The 17,563-nt window shown below is 59.8% G+C and carries 16 protein-coding genes and 1 pseudogene; 7 read left to right on the top strand and 10 right to left on the bottom strand.

Annotated features, from left to right (window positions below):
* Positions 1-115: 115 nt before the first annotated feature.
* From DSC91_RS35375 to DSC91_RS35385, 3 genes are all read right to left on the bottom strand, one after another.
* Complete coding sequence (locus DSC91_RS35375) at positions 116-1,270, bottom strand: branched-chain amino acid ABC transporter substrate-binding protein (RefSeq protein WP_115783097.1); 1,155 nt, start codon at positions 1,268-1,270, stop codon at positions 116-118.
* Between the two features lie 67 nt (positions 1,271-1,337).
* Entirely contained in the window at positions 1,338-2,267 is a 930-nt protein-coding gene (ctlX, locus tag DSC91_RS35380; RefSeq protein WP_115783098.1) for a citrulline utilization hydrolase CtlX, read from the bottom strand.
* Between the two features lie 58 nt (positions 2,268-2,325).
* Entirely contained in the window at positions 2,326-3,402 is a 1,077-nt protein-coding gene (locus tag DSC91_RS35385) for an ornithine cyclodeaminase (RefSeq protein WP_115783099.1), read from the bottom strand.
* Between the two features lie 195 nt (positions 3,403-3,597).
* On the opposite strand from DSC91_RS35385, the gene DSC91_RS35390 reads away from it, so the two are divergent.
* Together DSC91_RS35390 and DSC91_RS38720 are read left to right on the top strand one after the other, a co-directional pair.
* The gene (locus DSC91_RS35390; RefSeq protein ID WP_115783632.1) at positions 3,598-4,029 is read left to right on the top strand and encodes an Lrp/AsnC family transcriptional regulator; all 432 of its coding nucleotides are present in this window, start codon (positions 3,598-3,600) and stop codon (positions 4,027-4,029) included.
* A 241-nt stretch (positions 4,030-4,270) separates the two neighbouring features.
* Positions 4,271-4,396 carry an arginine deiminase-related protein gene (locus DSC91_RS38720; protein ID WP_115783100.1) on the top strand — a complete coding sequence of 42 codons (126 nt, stop codon included), beginning with the start codon at positions 4,271-4,273 and terminating at the stop codon, positions 4,394-4,396.
* Positions 4,397-4,809: 413 nt separating this feature from the next.
* On the opposite strand, the gene DSC91_RS35400 is transcribed toward DSC91_RS38720, so the two are convergent.
* From DSC91_RS35400 to DSC91_RS35410, 3 genes are all read right to left on the bottom strand, one after another.
* Positions 4,810-6,120, bottom strand: a complete 1,311-nt coding sequence (locus tag DSC91_RS35400; RefSeq protein WP_115783101.1) for an MFS transporter — start codon at positions 6,118-6,120, stop codon at positions 4,810-4,812.
* A 122-nt stretch (positions 6,121-6,242) separates the two neighbouring features.
* On the bottom strand, positions 6,243-7,145 hold the full coding sequence (locus DSC91_RS35405) for an HpcH/HpaI aldolase/citrate lyase family protein (protein WP_115783102.1): 903 nt from the start codon (positions 7,143-7,145) through the stop codon (positions 6,243-6,245).
* Complete coding sequence (locus tag DSC91_RS35410; RefSeq protein WP_115783103.1) at positions 7,142-8,374, bottom strand: Zn-dependent hydrolase; 1,233 nt, start codon at positions 8,372-8,374, stop codon at positions 7,142-7,144. Before DSC91_RS35410 ends, DSC91_RS35405 begins: the two co-directional genes overlap by 4 nt.
* A 141-nt stretch (positions 8,375-8,515) precedes the next feature.
* Here DSC91_RS35410 and DSC91_RS35415 point away from each other — a divergent pair, with 141 nt between their 5' ends.
* Positions 8,516-9,469: a LysR family transcriptional regulator gene (locus tag DSC91_RS35415; RefSeq protein ID WP_229758080.1), complete on the top strand. Its 954-nt coding sequence runs from the start codon at positions 8,516-8,518 to the stop codon at positions 9,467-9,469.
* A 34-nt stretch (positions 9,470-9,503) separates the two neighbouring features.
* Here the strand turns inward: DSC91_RS35415 and DSC91_RS35420 are convergent, their stop codons facing one another.
* The 4 genes from DSC91_RS35420 to DSC91_RS35435 form a co-directional block, all read right to left on the bottom strand.
* Positions 9,504-10,430: a 2-hydroxyacid dehydrogenase gene (locus DSC91_RS35420; RefSeq protein ID WP_167470541.1), complete on the bottom strand. Its 927-nt coding sequence runs from the start codon at positions 10,428-10,430 to the stop codon at positions 9,504-9,506.
* Positions 10,431-10,452: 22 nt separating this feature from the next.
* A complete protein-coding gene (locus tag DSC91_RS35425) occupies positions 10,453-11,229 on the bottom strand; it encodes a class II aldolase/adducin family protein (RefSeq protein ID WP_115783104.1) in 777 nt (258 codons plus the stop codon).
* A gap of 107 nt (positions 11,230-11,336) precedes the next feature.
* On the bottom strand, positions 11,337-12,020 hold the full coding sequence (locus DSC91_RS35430) for an RraA family protein (protein WP_208645761.1): 684 nt from the start codon (positions 12,018-12,020) through the stop codon (positions 11,337-11,339).
* A gap of 9 nt (positions 12,021-12,029) precedes the next feature.
* Entirely contained in the window at positions 12,030-13,382 is a 1,353-nt protein-coding gene (locus tag DSC91_RS35435) for an MFS transporter (protein WP_115783105.1), read from the bottom strand.
* Between the two features lie 141 nt (positions 13,383-13,523).
* Between DSC91_RS35435 and DSC91_RS35440 the strand changes: the two are divergent.
* From DSC91_RS35440 to DSC91_RS35455, 4 genes and pseudogenes are all read left to right on the top strand, one after another.
* Positions 13,524-14,277 (top strand): annotated as a pseudogene (locus DSC91_RS35440) (IS110 family RNA-guided transposase); the annotation flags it as partial.
* Between the two features lie 1,346 nt (positions 14,278-15,623).
* On the top strand, positions 15,624-16,088 hold the full coding sequence (locus tag DSC91_RS35445; RefSeq protein ID WP_115783107.1) for a hypothetical protein: 465 nt from the start codon (positions 15,624-15,626) through the stop codon (positions 16,086-16,088).
* A gap of 10 nt (positions 16,089-16,098) precedes the next feature.
* Complete coding sequence (locus DSC91_RS35450; protein ID WP_115783108.1) at positions 16,099-16,806, top strand: nucleotide-binding protein; 708 nt, start codon at positions 16,099-16,101, stop codon at positions 16,804-16,806.
* Positions 16,796-17,530 (top strand): hypothetical protein, encoded by a 735-nt coding sequence (locus DSC91_RS35455; protein WP_115783109.1) that lies wholly within the window; start codon positions 16,796-16,798, stop codon positions 17,528-17,530. Before DSC91_RS35450 ends, DSC91_RS35455 begins: the two co-directional genes overlap by 11 nt.
* Positions 17,531-17,563: the final 33 nt, after the last annotated feature.

Here is a 17,563-nt window from a genome sequence, read left to right on the forward strand (position 1 = left end):
ATGTACTCGAAGTGCAGGGTGTCAGACGCTCTACCTTGCGCTGTCGATGCAAACGTGCTCTCGGATGTGTCATCGTGCTACTTCATGCACGCGTCCGAAGCATGCTACCGGGCGTTCACATTTTTACAACGTCGAGCAACCTCTGTTTCCCGTCAACGTACTGATAGAGTGATATCGCGCTTTGTTTGAGGTCGCCCTGGGCATCAAACCGAGTCGTGCCAATAACCCCTGTGTATGAAGTAGATGCCACCGCCTCGAGAATATCTTTGGCCTGAATCGACCCCGATCGTTTCATCGCGTCCACGATGATGTACACCGCGTCATAGGTGAATGGCGCATAGACTTCAATGGGTTTGTTGAAACGTGCAACGTATCGCTTCTCAAAATCCTTGCCTCGCTCCATCCTTTCGAGCGGAAGACCGGCGATAGAGCAGATGATGTTTTTGCTTGCGGCGCCGGCGAGTTCCGCTACTTTAGGCGTGCAAACCCCGTCGCCCGCGAGTACCTTTGCAGGTATTGCCAACTGCGTGGCCTGTTTGGCAAGTGGACCGCCCGTCGAGTCCATGCCTCCGTACATGATGACGTCCGGGCGCTCACCCTTGATTTTTGTCAGGATGCCCCGGAAGTCGATCGACTTGTCCGTTGTGGCATCGTGCGAGACAACGGTGAGACCAGCCGCTTTCGCCCGCTTTTCGAACTCGTTTGCAAGTCCTTGACCATACGCAGTGGAATCGTCGATGATCGCGACGGTCCTTGCTTTCAGCACCTTCGACGCATAATCGGCAAGCGCCGGACCTTGCTGCGCATCGGTTGCTACCAACCGGTAGGTGGTTTTGAAGCCTTGCTTTGTGTAAGTTGGATTCGTTGCCGACGGTGATATCTCAACAATGCCCGCGTCGTTGTAGATTCGCGAGGCGGGAATCGACGTACCGGAGTTCAAATGACCGATGACAGCAACGGCCTTGTCGTCGACCAGCTTCTGCGCGACTTGAGTCGCTTGACGCGGGTCGCCTGCATCGTCCTCCGACTCGAGTTGAAGTGTGACGTTCTTGCCGCCGATTGTTAGCCCGGCGGCATTGATCTCTTCAATTGCCAGGCGAGCACCGTTTTCATCGTCCTTTCCCAGGTGTGCGCTGCCGCCGGTTAGCGGCGCGGCATGCCCGATCTTCACGACGATGTTGTCTGGGGCCGCCAGTGCAACGCATGGTGACGTGACGCAAAGCACGGCGGCGACCGTGAATTGGGCACGTTTGTTGAATGAATGTCGCATTTGTCTCTCTCCGGTCATCGGATGTTGTAGGTGAAATGCTGTAGTTAAGGAGGGTCGATTACACGCGTTAGCGTCGCGCGAGATGGATGCCAGCAAGCATGCAGCGCACGGAGCCGCCCGCCATTTCAACGGTGGGCACCCGAAGTGGCAGCAGGCGCGCGGATTGCTCAATCTGTGTGCGTTGTTGCGGTCTCAGACTTTCAGCTGCGCGTTCGGACAACGCGAGCACACGACCGTTGCTTCCCGTGAGTTCGATTGCGTTGCCGGCAAAGCTGTCGATCTGTTCGTGATCGAGCGCAATCACGGTCCGTCCACTCTCGAGCAGTCGCCGCTGAACTTCCGCGCGGCGGGACGAATCAGAAATCAAGTCGAGCCCCACCAGCGAAAATTCGGTAGCGATGCTCATCATGACGTTGGTGTGGTAGACGGCACGGCCTGAACGATCAGTCGTGTCGAAACACATGGGCTCGAAATTGAAATGCGTACAGAAGCGCTCCAGGGCAACAGGGTCGGCGCGACGCGAACGCGCAGTGTAGGCAACGCGTGCGACGTGGTCGAGCACCATGGCGCCAGTGCCCTCGAGGAAAACACCGTCGTATTCAAGACCTGAATAATCAATCACGTCCTGGACACGATATTCTGCTTTGAGCATCTCGACGACATCTGCACGTCGCTCGCGCCGGCGGTTCGCGCAATGCATCGGATAGAGCGCGATATGACCGCCAGCATGAGTTGAGAGCCAGTTGTTCGGAAACACGGAGTCGGGCGTCTGGTGTTCCCCGTGATCGTCAAAAACGTGGGTGCGGATTCCGGCTCGCTCCAACGCTGCCGCCGCTGCCGTGACCTCGTTTCGCGCAGCAGCGGCAAGTGCCGCATGGTCCTGCTCGCGCCCGGCCCGCTGAAAGGTGTTGTCATCCGCCGTTTCGGGATTGGGGTGAAAACAGTGCGGCCGGATCATGACGACAGCGCTGGGCGCCTGAATCGAAATAGTGCTCATGTCAGTGAGGGGAGAACGAGTACGTTGTATATGTCGTTTCGAGTTTCGACGACGCTTCTTATTGACTCAGTGCCATAGCCTCGTTATTGAGCGCCATCAAGTCGTCCGCAGGCGCGCTCGACGTGGCCAGCGTATCGAACAGGTTCTTGGGGTCGACAGAAGGCGGGATCAATGCGACCTGTGTGCCGACTTTCCGGCTCTGTGCGAGACTATGCAGATAGCGGAGCGCGGAATAATCTTCGAGCGCGAAGCCCACCGAGTCGAATACCGTGACTTGCTCGGGGCGTTCCCGGCCAGCCACTTCGCCCCGAAGCACACGCCAGAATTCGATGACCGGGAAGTCGCCCGGCAGTTGTTGGATGTCCCCTTCGATGCGGGTCTGCGGCTCAAACTCAACAAATACGGTCGCCGTGCGCAGCACGTCTGCGTGCAGTTCTGTCTTTCCAGGGCAGTCGCCTCCGACTGCGTTGAGGTGCATGCCCGGCTCAATCATCTCGGGCGTGATGATCGTCGCGTACGCCTTGTCCGCAGTGACGGTGGTGACGATGTCGGCCCCGCGCACCGCGTCAGCCGTCGAGCTTGCGCGTACGACTCGCAATTGCGGGTACCCCGCGAGATTGGCAATCAGCTTGTCGGTTGCGCGAGGATCGACGTCAAACACGCGGATCTCTTCGATGCCGAGGATGGTGTGAAAGGCGATCGCCTGGAATTCGCTCTGCGCCCCGTTGCCGATCAATGCCATGGTGCGAGAGTCGGGCCGTGCGAGCACCTTCGCAACCATCGCCGACGTTGCGGCGGTGCGCAATGCGGTCGTCAAGGTCAGCTCGGACAAAAAAGTCGGGTAGCCCGTGTCGACGTCTGCCAACGCACCAAAAGCCATCACGGTGTGGATGCCGCGCTCGGCATTGATGGGATGGCCGTTCACGTACTTGAAGGCGAACAGGCTTGAATCCGCAACGGGCATCAACTCAATGACGCCCACGTTCGAATGACACGCAACGCGTGGCGATTTATCAAATTCCTGCCATCGAAGGTAATCGGCGCGAATCGTGTCGGCGAGTTCCCTCAGGAAGTGCGGGACGCCGATGTCCGCGACGAGGCGATAGGTTGCGGGTACGTCTAGAAAGCAGGTCATTGCCGAATCTCCTATGTTATTGGTGGCCGCTATGGCGAAAACGCTGGCGAAATTATTCACCGGCCTCCAGCCAACAAAAAGATGGCAAAGGTTGCAGTTTTTTTGACTTGTGTAGCAAAATGCTAGTCATTCGTGACAATTTGCTAAATTTGACGGCGACCTGTCTGTGCCGGCGCATTCAGATCGGTGGGGAAAGTGGTCAATCTCGATGATGTCGACAAGCAGTTGCTTGCGCTGTTGCGGCAGGACGCTCGCATGTCTGTGGTGACGCTTGCAAAGCACTTGCGCGTCGCACGCGCAACGGTGCAGAACCGTATAACCCGGCTCGAGAAAAGCGGGGTAATCGTCGGCTATACCGTGCGCCTGAAACCGGCGGCGGAGCCGCATCAAATTCGCGCGTTGATGACGATCGCCGTTGAAGGTAATCGAGCGAAAGACGTAATGACGGTGCTGCGCGGACACCCTAACGTGGCGACCATCCATAGCACCAATGGACGTTGGGACATGATTGCGGAGCTGCGAGCCGACACGCTGGAGAACTTCGATCGCGTGCTCGGTGCGATACGGTTGATCGACGGAATCGCCAATACGGAGACAAGCATTTTGCTTTCCACCCACAAGCTCTAAGCAGGCAGTGCGTGATTGCCAGACCAGCGGCAAGGAGATAGCTTCCGAAGCTCCCCGTCGCACCTCGACTAACCGGATGGCAGACCGGCTGCTGGCGTAACTAGCGAAACGTCACCTACTGGAAGCACTCTGCGCAAACTGGCCGCGACTTTGGACAATCTGTGATCTTTCTGTTGGCTCGAGGGGGCGCGACAATAGGTTCCTTGCTAAACCGCGGAAATCTCAATAGAGCAAGTTCACGATGTTTGCTGACGACTGGTTCTCGACGCACAAGAGCTGCCGCATCGTCCTGGACCCGATGAAGTCAATCAACCGCCGACGTGAGCGACGCCCGGATGTCGTTGAGAGATGGCGGGCGGACCGGTGAGCTATGCTCGGGGATATTCGTCTCACGCAGCGATATGGATGTCGATGCCGAGTTCGGTCAGGCGATCGCTCCCGCTCGGGAGCGGTCACGATATTATTTCCACGTGTTCGGCCAATACAAAGAGGACGAACCTCGCAAGCACGCAGGCAAGAGTTACTACACGGGAAATGAACAGACAATGACCGATAAGCGATCTCGATGGCCTCGACGGGTATCTCATCGGTCTGCCGCTCGGAAGAGGCCCCGAAGTCGGTGATGTACATCCCGCACGCGTTGGCCCAGATACCAAAACTTACCGGTCAAATTCATAAACTCTGTGTCAGGCATCAGCAAAGCCGATATCCTTGATTCTGGTTCTGTCCGACTGAGATCGGCATCAATCGAAGTGGGCGCGATTGCGCCTCCTGCACGCACTAATTCATGAGCATCGCCGCAGGTCCCTCTGCCCGGATCTCCTTGCGATATCGCCCGAGTCCCACGATCCCAAGCAGCGACACAGCGGAAAGTGCGCTGAAGAACACCGCCAATGGCAACCATTCACCCTTGTAGTTCTGCGCGAGCATCGTACCGATCAGAGGCGTCGTCCCACCGGCGATCGTCGCGCACAACTGATAGGCAATCGAAATGCCGGAGTACCGGATCTGGGTCGGAAAGGCCGGTGTCATGAAACCGGCGATGACTGCGTAGATAGCGGACAGCACCACCACTGCGAGCGAGATGCCCACTACGATCGCGACCGGATTTTGTGTCGTGACGAGCAGGAACATCGGGTAGGGCGTAAGCATCGAGAGCAGGGCGGCGCAGGTCAGAAAGCGGGTCTCCCCAACACGCTGTGCCATCAGCGCCGAAACCGGCTGGGACGCCAACTGGATGAGGGTGACGACAAACAGGCAATCAAGAATGAACGATTTCGACATGCCGAGATACGCTGTGACATACGAAATCATGAACGTGTTCGTGAAGAAGAACCCGGCGGAGCCAATCGTCGTGGCCATCGCTGCCACGACGATTGGATACCACGCGGTGCGCAGCACTTCCCTGACCGGCGACTTCAGCACCTCGCGATTCTTGCGAAGCTGCTCGAACTCGGGCGACTCTTTCACGCCGAGACGGATCGCCATGCCGATCAGGAGCAGCACGAAGCTGGCGAGAAACGGCAGGCGCCAGCCCCAGGCAACGAAGCTTGCGTGATCGAGCGAGGTCACGAGCCTGAACGACACGAGCGAAAGAATCAACCCAGCCGGGCTGCCCATCTGTGGAAAGGACGCGAAGAACGTTTTGCGGCCGGTTGGCGCGTGCTCGCTTGCCATCAGTACCGCGCCGCCCCATTCGCCGCCCACGGCAATGCCTTGGAGAATCCGCAACAGCACGAGCGAGATCGGCGCCCAGATGCCGATGCTGGCGTAGCCGGGCAGCAGGCCGATGCCGGTGGTGGCGATCCCCATCAGGAACATGGTCAGCAGCAGCATCCTCTTGCGGCCGAGCCTGTCGCCTAGATGCCCGAACACTGCACCGCTCAATGGACGCGCAATGAAGCCGACAAAGAACGTGCCGAACGAAGCCATCGTACTCAGAAAGTGATTGCTGCTCGGGAAGAACACCTCGCCGAGCACGAGCGCGGCGGCCGTGGCATAGGTGTAGTAGTCGTAAAACTCGACAGCCGTGCCGATAAAAGCCGCGGTGGCGGCGCGCACCGGCTGATGAGTCTGGTCAGAATGGGACATGGGGAATCCTGTTGATGGGCGAATAGCGTTGGCTTGACTGCCGACTTTATCGGTCGCCGAAATACGCCCGCAAAATGCGGATTTTTAATCTTCAGTATCAAGGCAGCTAATGCTCGCACTACTTATGCGTTGCCGCTGTCGTCAAAGGCGCGGAGGAGTGCGGCACGCGCGATCAGCCGTTGCGCGTTATTGCGCTCCGGGTAGTCGATCCATGTCGAACCGGCAGGGGACGGATGCGCCTGCTGCGCCGCGTGTGTATCGACGAGCGCACGCGCCGCCTTCACGTCTTCCACGGATGGCGTTAGCGCGCGGTGAATCGCCGGCACGTGTTCCGGAAACACGACGCTTTTTGATACGAATCCGAGTTGTGTGGAGATGTCCAGGTCCTGCCCAAGCACCTGCGCCGACCGATATGTACAAGGAAGATCAATCGGCACGCGGCCGGCGGCGACGCACTCAATCAGAAAGCGGCTTCGTGCGTAAAGCAGTTCGTTACCGCCCGGCGTGCGGCGTGCGCCGAGGTTCGCCGCCAGGTCCTCGACCGCCAGCATGCAGCACTTTATCCGCGCACCCACATGAAGTAGCGCTCCCAGATTGACCAGACCCTTTGCGGATTCGACAACTGGAACCACCTCCGTCGAACCCTCCGGAATGCCCAGCTTGCGCTCGATGACGGCCAGCGCATCGTCGAGTGAAGCCAGCTGAGCCGCGCTCTCCGCGTGCGGCAGAAAAATCGCCCGTGGGGTGCCGGGCATGATGCCTTCGAGATCAGCATGGCCGTCGTGCTCCAGTTTGTTGATCCGTACCGAACCGAACGTGCCGGCCCGAGCCGCCTCGCGCAATAGCGTGACAATGCGTTCGCGTGCCTGCGGCCGGTCTTGCGGCGAAGTCATCTCTTCGAGGTCGGCGACGATTGCATCTGCACCGCTTTGCAGCGCGACTGCGTGGGTCCCGGAATGGTTGCCGGGTACGAAGAGCCATGTGCGTCGGATACCTGGCGGGCGCGGCGTTTGATCAACGTTCATACGGCCTGCCCGGCGCGTGCAAGCATCGCGTGAAGCAGCACGTCCGTACCACGCGTGACGTCTTCCGGCAAAGCGTCTTCGGCTTCGTTATGACTCAGACCGTCGACACAGGGGATAAAAATCATCGCGGTCGGGCAGTGCTTCGCGAGATGGATCGCGTCATGACCGGCTCCGCTGACGATGCGTTGATGCGGATAGTCCAGCGCCCCCACCGCGTTGCTGACAGCGGCAATGCAGTGCGGGTCGAACGGCGTAGCCGGACTGACCCAATGCTGCCCCACCTCGACGGTGAGGCGGCGGCGCCGCGCGATGGCCTCGAAGCGCTCGCGCAGCGCGGCTTCCATCTTTTCGATCATCGCGTCGTCGGGGTGGCGCAGATCAACCGTGAACGACAGGTCCGCCGCGATCGTATTGCGCGATGCATTGCGTATGTGCAGCTCGCCGATGGTGGCGAGGCCCTGTGGGAAGAAATCCGCCGCGATGCTTTCCAGTTCCGCGGCCATTTCCGCGCTTGCGAATAGCGCATCGCGGCGGTACTGCATCGGCGTCGTGCCCGCGTGCGCGGCCTGCCCGCGGACGCGCACATCGAGCCAGCGAATCGCCTGGCCGCCCGTGACGACGCCAATCGGCACGCCACTTTCCTCGAGCACCGGCCCTTGTTCTATATGCGCCTCGAAATAGGCGTCGAAGACGATGCCGGGCACAGAGCGTGTGCCGGCATAGCCTGTTGCCTGCAATGCCTGCTCGACCGAGGTTCCTGCTGCGTCGCGCGTGTTCAATGCCTGGGCGAGCGGCATGACGCCCGTGAAGGCCGCTGAACCGAGCATCGCCGGCGTGAAGCGGGCGCCTTCCTCGTTGGTCCACACGACGATTTCGATAGGCTTGTCGGTTTGAATGTTCGCATCGTTGAGCGTGCGGACAACTTCGAGCGCGGCCAGCACGCCATAGACTCCGTCGAAGCGGCCGCCTTCGGGCTGGGTGTCGAGGTGGCTGCCGCTCGCGACGGGCGCGGCGTCGTTCCGCTTGCCTGCGCGCCGGGCGAAGAGATTGCCGACCTGGTCGACGGATAACGTGAGCCCCGCGTCGACACACCATTGCGAGAAAAGCGCCCGGCCTGCCGCGTCCTGCTCGGTCAGTGCGAGGCGCCGCACACCACCGCCGGCCGTGGTGCCGACGGCGGCCATGTTCATCAGGCTCGTCCAGAGCCGCTCACCATTGATCTTTAGCATCACACACTCCTGAAGCCGCGGCGTACTGTCCGCGTCGGGTTCGTCGTGATGCCTTTATCGGTAATCAAAAATGATAAGTCTAATTTCTAATTCTTATTCTAAGTATAATTTTGGCGGATGATGAAACCAGTGAGGCTCATCGTGAGCAAAGATCGCCCGGACACCTACCTGAACGACCGTCTTGACTGGAATCTGCTGCGCACTTTTCTTGCCATCGCGAAAGAGGGCAGCGTGAGTCGCGCGGCGACCAAACTCCATCTGACGCAGCCCGCGGTCAGCCAGGCGCTACGCCGTCTGGAGGAGCAGTTGGGACTGCGCCTCGTGGACCGCCACGGTCCGCGTATCGAGGTCACGCAGGCCGGCATCGAAGTGAAGCAGATTGCTGAAGACGTGTACGGCACGATTTCCCGGCTGTCGCTTGCTGAGGTGGATCGCGATCACGATATCTCCGGCATGGTGCGCGTGAGCACCGTCAGCGGCATCGATTTTCCGGCCTACGACACGTTTCTCGCGGAGTTCCATCGCACCTATCCGCGCATTGAACTCGAAAGCCAGGAGATGCGCAGTGCCGATGTGGTGAATAGTCTCCAGCAGAAGTCCGCCACACTCGGACTGACGCCGCGGCGCGCGTTACCTAAACGGGTCGACAGCCGCGTGTTTCTGCGTCAACGGTATGCGCTGTTCTGCGGACGTCATCATCCGCTCTTTGGGCGTGACGACCTGCGGGTCGCCGACCTTGCGGGCGAAAAGTTCGTCTCCTTCACCGGCGACAAAGTGGGCGATCACCTGTCGCCGCTCACGTTCTTTCGTGACGAGATGGGCTTCACGGGGCGCGTGGTGGGCTCGTCGTCGAGCATGACCGAGGTGAGGCGTTTTATCTTCGCGGGCTTCGGCATCGGCTGCCTGCCGGAACACGTCGTACGCGACGACATCGCACAGGGGCGCCTTCAGCGGCTGCCGCCGGATGACGGTGTAGCCGACCTCGATATCTACATGCTGTGGTCGCTGGACCGCAAGTTGAGCGCTGCCGAAACCGCGTTTATCGATGCCCTAAATGTGTTCATCGACGGTCAGGAGGAAGGGGTTGGCGGCTAGCGCCGCACGCAACAGCCGCGTTCAATAACAGCACTCAATAACCGCGCGTGACATCGACCACGTTCTGCAGCGGTTCGCCGCGGTTCAGCCTGCGCACGTTGTGCGCCACTTGCGTGCCGATCGTCTCCGAGCTTGCCACCGACGCCATGTGCGGCGTCACGATCAGATTCGGTGCGCGCCATAAATGATCTTCGGGTGGTAACGGTTCGGTCGGAAACACGTCAACGATCGCTCCGCCGATGTGTCCAGTTGTCAGCGCCGCGATCAGGTCCGCGGGCACCAGATGCTCACCACGACCGACGTGAATCACCTTCACGCCAGGCCGTAAGTGTTCGAACGTGTTTGCGTTGAGAATCCAGCGGGTTTCGTGCGTGAGCGGCAAGAGACACACGAGGATGTCCGTGCCCTGAAGGAATGGCTTGAATTCCTGGGTACCGGCGAAGGTCGTCACGCCAGGCAGTTCACGGGGCTTGCGCGCCCAGCCGCGCACCGCGAAGCCGAAGCGCTGCAGGTCCGTCGCGACACGGCTGCCGATTTCTCCCAGTCCCATAATGCCGACGGCGCATTCGGACGCATCACGCTGATCGTGGCGAAACCAGCGATCAAGACGCTGATTAGCGAGCACGCGGTCGAGTTGACGATGAAAGTGCAGCACCCCCCATGTGACGAATTCGCTCATTCCGCGCGCGTGCTGAGGATCGACTACCCGGCACAGCGGCACGGCGGGCAGGGCGGGGTCGGACAGGATGTTGTCGACGCCCGCTGCGATGCTATGCACGAGCCGCAGTTTCGGCAGTTCGGCCAACGCGCCGGCCGGCGGATTCCAGCACACGGCGATGTCAGCATCGGCGGCCGACCGCTCGCCGTGCATCACGACATCGAATTCAGGGGCGGCGTGCAGAATCGGCTGCACCAGATGTGACATGTCGTAGTCACGGCTCATCAGAACTAGTTTGGTCATTGCATCGAATCAGAAAGCGGGTCTAGCTGCGGTAGTCGGATTGCGGGTCGTCGATCAACCGTAACGCCGCGCGCCACGCCAACTCCGAAATTCCCGCGGAATCGTCGCGAGCGAACTGGCTCGCGGTCAACTCGCACACTTCTCGCGGCGGGATGCGCAGTGCGCTGCCGCCCGCCAGCGCCTGGATTTGCGCCTGACAGGCCCGCTCGAGGAAATAGATCTCGTGGAACGCTTCGGCTGCCGTGGTGCCTGCCGCAAGCAGCCCGTGATTGCGCAGGATCATCGCCTTGCAGGAACCGAGATCGCGCACCAGGCGCTCGCGCTCGCCCAGTTCGAGCGCGATGCCCTCGTAATCGTGATAGGCGAGCTTGCCGTAGAACTTCAACGCATGCTGACTGATCGGCAGCAGCCCCTGCTCCTGCGCCGATACCGCTGTTCCTGCGGCAGTGTGCGTATGGATCACGAAGTGCAGGTCGTCGCGCGCCGCGTGGATGGCCGAATGAATCGTGAACCCGGCGGCGTTCACACGAAACAACGCCGGATCGGTGCGCGCCCGCTCGTCGATGACGTTGCCGAGATGATCGATCTTCACGAGGTCCGACGCGCGCATCTCGTGAAACAGCACGCCATAGCGGTTGATGAGAAATGCCGGCGGCTCGCCCGGCGAGCCGGGCAGGCGCGCCGTGATGTGCGTGTCGATCATGTCGGTCATGCGGAAGTGAGCGGCCAGCCGGTAGAGTGCCGCCAGTTCCTCTCGTACCTGCTGTTCGGCAGCCGGCGGCGCCGGTTTGTCGCTCATGCGATCGGGTGTGGGCGTGGATTGCATTTCAGAAGACTCCCAGGTTCTCACTTGCTGTAGTTCGCGTAGTGTTCGTTAGCGTGTCAGTGTCCGTCAATTTCATTGTTCTAATGCTGATCATTAGCGACACAAATATTCGGCGACATGAAGCATTGAAGAACCGCGTGAATGGGTTCTTTGGCGTTGAGCCGAGCCAGTATCGCGGGCTCCGCGTGGTCGGACGCCAGCGCCAGACCGATCACGGCGGCAAGAGCCGGCGCTTCGGCGAACAGCACGCCGTTGTCGTCGGCCAGCACAATGTCGCCGGGGCGCACCACGACGCCGCCGCACACCACCGGCTCGTTTAACAGACTCGACATCGTGTCGCGTTTTTTGGTCGTCAGCAATGACGTTCCGCGCGCGAACACAGGCAGCCCCGTGCTGCGTAGTTCGATGAGATCGGTCACCACGCCGTCGACGATGACACCCCTAGCGCCGGCGTTGAGCGCGGCGCATGCCGTGACCGCTCCGACCGGCGCATGCGAGTGGTTACCGCTCATGTCGATCACCAGCACGTCGCCGGGTTTGAGTTGCGACAGGGCGCGATTCACGGGAATGGCATCGGGTGACAGCAGCTTGAGCGTCACCGCGCGCCCGATCACCTTCACGTTGGGGACCATCGCGCGGAGGTGATGGTCCGCGAAGCCATTTTCCAGAAAATGCCCGAGTGTCGGAAAGCTGACGGATTCGAGACTCTGCAGTAAGGATGAGTCTGGCGTGGCTTGCATCAGAGCGGTCTTGTCCGTTTTCATACCAGACCTTCACGAAAGGCTCGCCGTGGCGGCATTGGCGCGCGCCGCGGACGAGATATCGCGTCGAAGCGTCTCCGCGAGCAGCAGGAGCGCGAGTACCGAAACAGCAGCCGAGCCCATCATGTACCACGCCACCGACGAACCGCGACCCGTAGCAGACAACAACGCGGTGGTGACAATTGGCGTAGCGGCACTGCCGAGCAGCCCCGACAGCATATAGCTTACCGACAGACCGGAGTAGCGAACCTCGGTGCCGAACAGCTCCGCAAGGAAGGTGGCGATCGGTCCGTAGTTCGCGGCAAAGGCGGTCATCATCAGCAGATAGCCGAGCAGCGCATACGGAAACTCGCGCGTATCCAGCAGCCAGAAAAGTGGAAAAGCGAGCAGGGCCTCGGCGACAATGCCGCCGATGATCACCGGCTTGCGGCCCACGACGTCGGATAGCTTGCCGAAGGCCGGCAACAACACGATGCAGAGCGCGCAGGCAATCAGTGCGATGGAAAGCATCGCGTTGCGTGAGAAGCCCAGCGTTTGCGTCCCATAGGTTAGCCCGAAAGCGACGATCAGGTTGAAGGAGGTGCCCGTCGACATCGTCGCGATGCCGCCGAGCAGCACCTGCTTCCAATATCTGGTGAGGACCTCGGCGATCGGCAGCTTGACCTGCGCGTCGGCTTCCTTGATCTTGCGGAACGACGGCGTTTCGGATGTGTTCAGACGGATATAAAGGCCGACCCCCACGAGCAATGCGCTCGCAAGGAACGGAATGCGCCAGCCCCAGGAGAGCAGTGCCTCGTTTGAAAGCACGGCATTACTGACCAGAAACGCCAGATTGGCGATCAGCGTACCGGCGGGCACACCGATCTGCACCCACGAGCCATACAGTCCACGCTTGTTGGCAGGGGCGTGTTCCACCGCCATCAGCACGGCGCCGCCCCATTCGCCGCCGAGCGCAAGTCCCTGAGTGACGCGCAAGGTTAGCAGCAGAATGGGCGCCCAGATTCCGATCGACGCGTAGTTTGGCAGCAGGCCGATCGAAAACGTCGCCACGCCCATAATGACGAGCGAGACCAGCAGCATCGACTTGCGTCCGAGGCGGTCGCCGAAATGGCCGAACAGGGCGGCGCCGACAATGCGCGCGAGATAGGCGGAGGCGAACGTGCCGAACGCCAGCAAGGTGCCGACTAGTGGCACGAAGCCGGGAAAGAACACTTTGTTGAAGACGAGTGCCGAGGCGGTGGCGAAAACGAACAGGTCATACCATTCGACCGTCGTGCCGATCACACTCGCCACTGCGATCTTTTTCATGTTGCGTTCGGTGCCGTTTGGCGGCGGTAGCGTGTCCGCGGGGCGATAGGACGTCATGGGTTTCTCCTTGAGGCATGGCGGTTTCAGTGGATGAACGCAGCCATTGCGCGCATGGCCTGGTGCCTTTATCGGGAGCCAAAAACAATAAGTAAAAGTCTGATTTCTAATTCTTAGTATTAGCAGCGTGAATAGTTGGCCGCTGTTCCTCGTCGAAAGCTTTCGTGCACACAACTGATTCCGTTTTTTAGCAATCTGAAGGCGGCTACCGTGGTCATGGAGGCGTGTCCCGGCGCGCACGCAAGCTCGATGCAATGGGTCACCAGGTAAAGCTGATTTCGGCCCAATATGTGCGACCTTTTGTGAAGAGCAACATGAATGACTACATCGACGCCGAAGCGATCTGCGAAGCTGCATCCCGGTCCGCTATGCGCTTCGTCGAGCCGCGAAGGGAAGCGCAGCAGCTACTGGCAGCCTTGCATCGGGCGCGTGAAGGTCTGGTGACCGAACGTACGACCACCATCAACCGGATTCGTGGCGTACTGCTTGAGTTCGGCATCGTCGTTCCTTTATCGAGAGCCACGCTACGTCGGTTGCCTGATGTGCTTGCGGTTCAGGAGCTGCCACTGCGGTTGATCGAGCTCATCCACCGCCTCCATGCTCATTATCTTCACCTCGACCAGCAGATTAACGATGTCGAGCGGGATCTGACTTCACAACTAACGAAGACGAGAGCGCTGCCCGGTTACTGTCGATTCCCGGTATCAGAACCGTTACGGCAAGCCTTCTCGCACCGGAAGTCGGCAACGTTGCCCAGTTTGCTAGCGGCCGGAACTTCGCGGCCTCGATCGAACTGGTACCACGACAGCACAGCACGGGCGAGCGAAGTGTCCTGTGTGGAATCAGCAAGCACGGCGACAAGCACCTGCGCCGGTTCCTAGTGCAAGGCGCACGAGGAACCGGCAAGAATACCGAGGCCCAAACCCGACATTTCCATAAAGCTACTACAACCAAAAGGTTGATAGTTTCTTTATGCAAAATCCGCGAACGGCAGGATAGTGACCAGTTCTTAGCACCGTCGCGGTGAACGTGGCAAGTGGATCTGCCGGCCGAGGCGGCGATAGCACACGTTATTGCGTCAACCCGGTGTCGCAAAGGCGAGGGCAGGCAGGACGGATCGACTGGTGGTTGCCCGACTCCATGTAGCATCGTTCTTTGCATTTCTTTGAGGCCACCGGCCGACGCAGCAACAGGGCCGCTTTGGGCAAAGCAGCCACTTCCTGAGAAGCCAACAATGATCGCAATGTCCGACACTCGCTGGCCGCGACGACGCCTCTAACGCGAGCTGTTCCTTATAAGGAGTTCTTGGCGCGACACCGCCGCCGACCTGTTGAGTACGGCGCATTCAACCTGTCAACGCCACTGCAGACGGCGAGCAATTTCGGTGGCCACGAATTCAGTTCTGGATGTTCGCGTTAATCTGATCGATCACGTTACCGGAATACGTAACAGGATGCCGGTCGACGCGAGAGTGCGTGTTGACAAGCGCAGGGTTACGGAGGCCGCTGTCATATTTATCCAGTAGAAGTGTGTCGCACATGGCGCCTAAAACCGGCGGTAGCCTATCCTGCCGTCACTTTTCAAATGTTGTATTTTGGCTGTGGAGTTTGGCATTTTCCGCGAGATTGATCCGCTGAGTCTGAGAGGTCACCCGCGCGATTCCGTTGGTGGTGTGCCGACAGTCTGTTAGCGTGTCCAGCCGATTCGGATCATTGCATCTACCGAGGGTGGCGGATTGGCAGTGGCAGTCTGATCGCTCTGAGCTCCTGGTTCGCGAGGTCGTCCGGGCGAACTTGCGCGGTGCAATACTGCGGGTCGCGCCGGTGTGTCGCGTCAGTCTGACGGGTTTCCGCCATATGTCGGCTAGCTCACGTTTGCCGGTTTGTGATGTGCGCGTAAGCAGTCCGCAGAGCTACCTGATCAATTCTGCAGGTATGGTCGATTGAGTCTTGCGGGCGCTGCGTTTGCGGGATTGCTCACCACGCGATTCACGTTCGGGGGTGAAGCGTATATGGCCGCGCGCCGCTGCGCACCAGTTTGATACCTCATTCACTAGCGTCTGCGATGTGCCCTCCTGAAGGCTGTTGACTCGAGCAGGGCATTAAAAATATTTCTCTGTTCCATCGATTTCCTGCGTATTCCGACTGATTCCGATCGCGCAATTCTATCGCCGGAAGGGGTATTGACGAGCCGTTTCGCGATTCGCATGATGGTCCCGAAGGCGACGCATGGGAGCGAATCGTGCCGGGTGCAAAAAGCTACACACGGGCGCAGTGGGATGAGTTTGTCGATGCCCTTGAGGCATTGCCGGAGAAACCCCGAAATGATCAGCGCGTCACTATCAGCGATGCGATGAAAGAGATTCGGGCGCATATCACTGCCACTCAGGCGAAAGGCTATACGCTCGAAGAAATTGTTCAGGAGGCTGGGCGTAAGGGAATCGATGTGAGCATTGGCGCAGTCAAGTATGCGCTGTATCGCCCAGAGCCTTCTGACGCAGCATCCAGAGCGGCGAATCCCCAGGGAACGCGTGAGGCCGAGAGGTTCTCCAGGCCAAAGCAAGTCGTAAAGCGAAAAGGCAAACGCGTGGGCAACGGACATGGCGATACACGACAACAAAGGGGAAGGGGTTTAGATCAACCGGGATCAATGGAGATTCAGGACGCGTTCTCGTTTGAGATCAGGCCTGATATCGAAAACCTGTAGGAGGTTCGTCGTGGACACGATTCACCCCATTTATCTGGTCGGCGGCAGCAAGGGCGGTGTTGGAAAAAGCATGGTGACGCTTGCCCTGGCGGACTATTTGCAGCGACAGGGTACCCACGCTGTCCTGCTGGAAACCGATACCTCGAATCCCGATGTCATGAAAGCGCTCAGGGACGAAATCAAATGCGCGGCCTATGACCTTGACGATGCAGATGGCTGGATCGGGTTTGTCAATTTCTGCGATGCGCACCGGGGTGCGGCTGTGATCGTCAATACTGCCGCACGCAATCAGACCGGGGTTGCACGGTACGGCGGGACGCTGGCCCGGACTCTGGCTGAACTGGAGCGGCAACTTGTTGTGCTCTGGGTGATCAACCGGCAGCGCGATAGCCTGGAGTTGCTGCATATTTTCGGACAGACGTTCCCCGACACCATGACGCATGTCGTTCGCAACGGGTACTTCGGTATGCCGGACAAATTCACGCTGTATCAGGAATCACAGCTTCGCAAAGCCATTGAGACAAGAGGGCGGTCGCTCGATTTTCCTGATCTGGCGGATCGGGTTGCGGACGAATTACGCAGTCAACGCATCTCGATCCGACAGGCCGCTGAAGTCATGCAGATTGGCCAGCGTGCGGAACTGCTCCGCTGGCGGGAGTTGTGCGACACCATGTTCTCGAAGGTGATTGGCAGCGAGGAGGCAATCCGTGAGCGATAGGCGGTCGGAGCCGGTCGATCCGCTTGTCCGCCTGTTTCGCGAGGTGTCGGGGGATGTCCCTGACGGGGCCAGTCTCGCCCGCATGCACCGCATATCGGGCGCATTGAACCTGCGTGACAATGACGCGCTATGGTCGATTGTCGCTACCCTCGAATACTACGCGCGTCTGTACGAAGCGATGCCGGAGCGTATCCGGTGGGCGAGCGAGGGCAGTCTCGAAGCTGCACGCCGGGAGGTCGGCGGCGCAACCGATGTGCTGATTCAGCAGCATCGGGATGCGCTGGAGCGATGCAAGGCGACGATCCAGTTGGCGGAAACGCTGATACAGGAGCATGAGGAGCGGTATCGGGCAGCACTCGTGCAACTCAATGAGACCGCCTTGATGGCCCTGGCTGAGCGCATGTCAAATCAGGTCGCGCGCACGGCGGGCAACCGGTTGATCGGTGTCGCAGCGGTGTCAGCTCGTGAGCAACGCGAGCGACTGGACAGCACGATGAGCACGTTCGGGCAGGCAGTTGAGGCAGCGATGGTGCGCGTGGACGCGATGGCTTCACGCATGGAAAGGCGTTTTGCACGCTCGATGTGTCGCCTGTTGCTGGTGGGCGGTGTTTCCCTCTGCCTGCTGCTGGTTTCCGGCGGGCTCGTGGACTGGTGGAGGGCATGTCATGTGGCGGGCGCGGATTGTCGCGCGGTGCAGTTGCGACAGGCAGACGGCAGACCTTGAAGGGGTCGCCGTCTGCCTTACCCCGTTACCAGG

Source organism: Paraburkholderia caffeinilytica (assembly GCF_003368325.1).
In the GTDB taxonomy this organism is placed as follows: Bacteria; Pseudomonadota; Gammaproteobacteria; order Burkholderiales; family Burkholderiaceae; genus Paraburkholderia; species Paraburkholderia caffeinilytica.